This is a genomic window from Kitasatospora putterlickiae, assembly GCF_039527695.1.
Lineage (GTDB): Bacteria > Actinomycetota > Actinomycetes > Streptomycetales > Streptomycetaceae > Kitasatospora > Kitasatospora putterlickiae.
In genome coordinates, this window is sequence record NZ_BAAAKJ010000412.1 from 3,437 (window position 1) to 8,266 (window position 4,830).

2 protein-coding genes are annotated in these 4,830 nt (G+C 75.6%); both read right to left on the reverse strand.

Annotated features, from left to right (window positions below; translation table 11 throughout):
* Positions 1–1,045 (reverse strand): ATP-binding protein (locus ABD308_RS34800; protein WP_344343911.1); only part of this gene is annotated, 1,045 nt, incomplete at its 3' end.
* On the reverse strand, positions 1,042–4,830 hold a 3,789-nt coding region (locus tag ABD308_RS34805; protein WP_344343913.1), incomplete at its 5' end, for a hypothetical protein. The genes ABD308_RS34805 and ABD308_RS34800, both read right to left, overlap by 4 nt.

Genomic DNA, 4,830 nt, shown 5'->3' on the forward strand with positions numbered 1-4,830 from the left:
GGTCGTCCTTGCGGACGACGCCGATGAGCTGGCCGGGGAGCCGGCCGAGCAGGTCACCGCCGTCGGGCAGGTAGGCGGCGGTGACGCCGAGGGCGGTGGCCACCGAGACGGCCTCGGCGGTGCTCATCACGGTGGAGGGGCGTTCGACGTCCCAGCCCTCGGTGGAGCGGCCGGTGCGCAGGTCGCGGAAGGCGGTGACGAGGGCCTCCAGCACCGCGTCGTCCACCGCGTAGGCGGCGCCGGCGCGGGTGACGGCCGCGGTGGACTGGCGGCGGACCAGCTCCACCTCGGCGGCGAGGCTGCCGATCGGGCCGACCGTCTCGAAGTTGAACCGTCGCTTGAGGGCGGCGGACATCTCGCTGACGCCCTTGTCGCGCAGGTTGGCCGTGGCGATCAGGGTGAACCCGGGGACGGCGTGCAGCTGGCCGTCGGGGGTGCCGGCGAGTTCGGGGACGGCGACCCGCCGTTCGGAGAGCAGCGAGACCAGGGCGTCCTGGACCTCGGGCAGGCAGCGGGTGACCTCCTCGACCCGGGCGACCGCGCCGGTGGTCATCGCGGTGAGCACCGGGGAGGGCACCAGGGCCTCGCGGCTGGGGCCCTTGGCGAGCAGCAGGGCGTAGTTCCAGCCGTACTTGAGCTGGTCCTCGGTGGTGCCGGCGGTGCCCTGGACGGTGAGCGCGCTGGTGCCGCAGACGGCGGCGGCGAGGAGTTCGGAGAGCATCGACTTGGCCGTGCCGGGCTCGCCGACGAGCAGCAGGCCGCGCTCTCCGGCGAGGGTGACGACGCAGCGTTCGACGAGGGCCCGCTCGCCGACGAACTTCTGCTCGATCGCCAGGCTCTTCCGGCCGGCCTTGAGCTTCTCGCCGTCGCTGCCCATCACGAAGGTGACCACGGCGCGCGGGGTGAGCCGCCAGCCGGGCGGGCGCGGGCCGGAGTCGTACGCGGCGAGGAACTCCAGTTCGGCGGCGTACCGCTGCTCCGGCAGGACGACCTGCCGGGCGGCGGCCCCCTCCGGCGCGGTGGCGGTGCGGGTGGTGGTGGTCATCGGCGGGCCTTCCTGCGCTTGCCGGTCTGGAGCTGTTCGAATCCGGGGGCGTCCCCGTCGGTGACGCGCCGCCAGGCCCGGGCGAACAGCTCCGGGACGGACCGCTTCGGCAGCGCGGCGTGGTGGGTGGGCAGGTCGTAGAGGCCGGCCTTCCAGGTCTCGACGGGCAGGCCGGGGGCGGTGGCCTCCTGCCAGCCGCAGGGGAGGAAGAGGGTGCGCCCGGCGCGGGCCCGCTTGGCCTCGACGACCAGCCCGGAGGCGAGCAGTTCGGCGCGCGCCTTCTTCAGCCGGGCCGGCTTCCAGCCCGTCCAGCGGGCGACGTTGCGGTCGGTGGGGTCGGGCAGGGCGAGCAGCTGGAGGTAGACGGTGGCGGCGTCCTCGCCCAGCTCGTGGGTCTTGGCGACCTCGGTGACCAGCTCCGGCACGGTGAGCATCGGGTGGTGGGGCCAGATCTCGGCCTCGGCCTCGATGCCGGCCACCCCGGTCGCCGCGGCCGCGCCGGCCGCCTCGGGGAGGTCCGGCAGGGCGACCAGCCGGTCCAGCTCGCCGTCCAGGAGGGCGGTGAGGACGGTCCGCTGCCGGGCCAGCCAGAAGCTGTCGGCAAGGCCGACGAGCAGGTCCAGCGCCGGGTCCTGCGGCCCGCTGAGGCCGGCCGGGCGCCACCAGATGTACTCCGCCTCGTCGTGGCCGGGCGACAGCACCACGGCGTCGCCGCAGCGGACCAGTCCGTCGGCGTCGGCGCCGCCCTCGGCTGGCAGGCCGAAGCGGGTGCGCAGGACGGCGCTCAGCGGCTCGCCCTTGCTGTTGCGGCGCAGGTCGTAGGCGAGCAGCAGCTCCGGGTCGGCCAGCCGGGTGCGCAGCGCCTGGACGGCCGGGGCGAGCAGCGCGCGCAGCGGGCTGTTCCAGGGCAGCCGGTAGGCGAGCCAGGCGACGGCGTCGGCGAACTCGGACGGGCTGCTGTAGGTCGGCAGGGCGTCCGCGTCGTCGGGCCGCAGTTCGGGCTTGTCCCCCTTCCCCTCGGCGCGCAGCCGCTGACGGGTGGTGCGGCTGAGCCACGGGGTGCTCGCGTGGTTGAGGACCTCCTCGACCTTCTGCACGCTGGTGCCGCTGACGCCGGACTGCAGCGCTTCGGGCAGGGTGACGATCCGGCCGATGCGCTCGATCCAGCGGGCGGCGCCGGCGGCGCTGTCCGGTCCGGTGGTCCAGAGGTCCTCCGGGTCGGCGGGCAGCAGGGCGGCCCAGACGTCGGCGAGGGCGGCCCACTCGCGCCCGCGCAGCCACTCGCGGGCGGCCTTGGCCTCGGCGGACTTGAGGCCGTACTCCTTGAGCGCCTCGGCGGGCAGCGGCGTCCCGTACCACTGGGTGAGGGCGTCGGTGGGGCTGAACAGCAGGGTGGAGCGGATGGCGCCGATGCCGGTGCGCTCGCCGAAGTCGGTGGCGCGCTCGGGGCGGTGGGTGATGGCGCCGCGCTCGGCGAGCAGGGCGATGAACCGGGCGACCCAGTCGGCGGTGACGGTCTCCTCGGTGGTGCGCTCCCTGGCGGTGCCGAAGTGGGCGACCGGGCCGAAGGCGCCGCTGGGGTCGTGGTCGACGGCGAGCCAGAAGACCTTGTCGTCGGCGTGGTGGCTGCAGTCGAGGAGGATCACGGTGCGCTCGCCGTGCCGCCAGACCTGGCCGGCCCGGCGCTCGTGCTTGCCCGAGTCCGCGTTCGGGTTGGTGAGCGGTTCGGTGAGGAGGAGGTGGCGCACGGTGGCGCCGCGGTCGGCGAGCGGCCCGGTGGTGAGCTCGGTGAGCAGCAGCGTGAGCGAGGCGCGGTGCTCGGCGGAGGTGAGCGGGGCGGCGGCCGCGTAGGCGAGGACCCCGAGGTTTCCGAGCACCTGCAGCCAGCCGTGGTGGGTGTCGTCGCCGTGCAGGTCGATCCGGTGCGCGGTGCTCCAGCCGTCGCCGTCGGCCGCGGGGGGCTCGGCCAGGACGGCGGTGACCGTCCGGAGGTTGTTGAGCACGCGGTAGTTGACGGTGCGGTCCCAGGAGCGGCCGAAGCCTCCGGTTCCGGGCAGCAGCAGGGTGACCGCCTGGCCGAGGTCGTAGTCGGTGCCGTGCTCGGGCCGGTACGCGTACTTCGGGGCGCCGTCGGCGGTGCGGCGGGCGGCGTCCTCGGGCTGCGGCAGGTAGCGGGCGACCGTGTCGAGCAGCGTGGCGGCGATGCGGGCGAGGCCGGTGACGCCGGCCAGCAGCCGCCGGTGGGTGATGCCGGGCAGCAGCTCCGCGACGGCGTCGAGCGGAAGCTCCTCGACGGACTTGCCGCTGCTGACGACGGGCCGGCGGACGCCCTGGACGGTGATCCAGCGCTGTTCCTCCGCGGGGACGGGCTCGGCGTCGGCCGGCCAGGCGGCGTCGATGAGGCGGGCGGCCTGCTCGGCGGTGACGCCGCGCAGCAGCGTGGAGCCGTGCTCGTCGCGCGGGCGCAGGGCGTGCCAGTGGGCGATCGGCAGCACGACGGCGGTGCCGGCGGCGTCCTGGCCGCCGGGGTGGCCGGGCTCGACGTCGGAGGTGCAGCCGGACGGGTCGAGGGTGACCGTGCCGCCCGCGGCGGGCTGCCCGGCGGGGTACTCGGCGGTCAGGCCGAGGGCGAGGTGGCGCTGGTGGCCGTCATGGACCACCAGCCGGCCGCCGCCGGGCAGGGCGAGCAGGCCCAACGGGTAGGTCTGGGCCTGGATCCCGGTGTTGTCGATGAGGAGCGTCGTGCCGTCGGCCGTGCCGGTGGTGACCCGCTTGCCCTCCGTCCGCACCCAGCTGCCGAGCACGGTGCCGTCGGTGCCGAGCGGGGTGTCCTCCAGGCCCGGCTGGAGCGGCAGCATCCGGGTGCGGCCGACTTGGAGTTGGCCCGCCGCGGCGCCGGCGGCGATCCGCGGCGGCTCGGAGACGCGCCCCACGGTGCCGGTGGCGGCGTCGAATTCGTGCAGCACCGGGCCGCGGTTCCAGCGGGCGGTCCAGTGGCCGGTGCCGTCGGTGAGGACGTGGTCCTGCTCGGGCAGCTTGGTGTCGCCGACGTGCAGCGGGCGGTGTCCGCCGGTGCGGCCGCCGCCGGGCAGCGGGAGGGACGGCGGGTCGAGCACGTCGTTGCCGCTGTAGTAGCGGGCGATCACCTCGCCGCCGAGTTCGAAGGTCTCGGCGGGCCGGCCGGACCAGTAGGCGTGCTGCTTGCCGTCGTGGTACCAGGCGACCAGCAGCTCGTTGCCGACGAACCGGAAGTGGGCGTGCAGGTGGCTTTCCAGCTTGTGCGGGATGCGCAGGGTGTGTTCGAGCACGATGCCCTGCGGTCCGACCACGACGACCTGGTTGCCCCGGCCGACCACCAGGTGCGGCCAGGCCTCCTGCAGCACCAGCCCCTTGGGAAGGCTGCGGCCGTTGCCGTAGCCGGGGGTGTCGCCCTCGACGCCGAGTTTGGTGAGCGCCTCCTCCAGGGCGGGCCAGGCGAGCTCGTCGAGGATGCCGCCGCGCAGGGCGCGGGCGAGCAGCCCGGCCACGTCGAGGTCGGCGATCCGCTGGGCGGCGGCCGGGTTCTCGTCGCGGATGCCGGTGCGGTGGGCGCTCAGCCCGCGCAGCAGCGCGGCCGCGCTCTCCAGGCCGCGGATGGTCTCCAGGTCGTCGGCCTGGGCGTCGGACCATTCGATGAAGAGCTCGCGCAGCACCGGCCGGGCGGCCAGGCCGCGCTTGTCGACGGTGTCCCACACGGCGGGGACGGCGGCGCGCAGCACGGGCCGGTAGCGGGGGTCGGCGGCGAC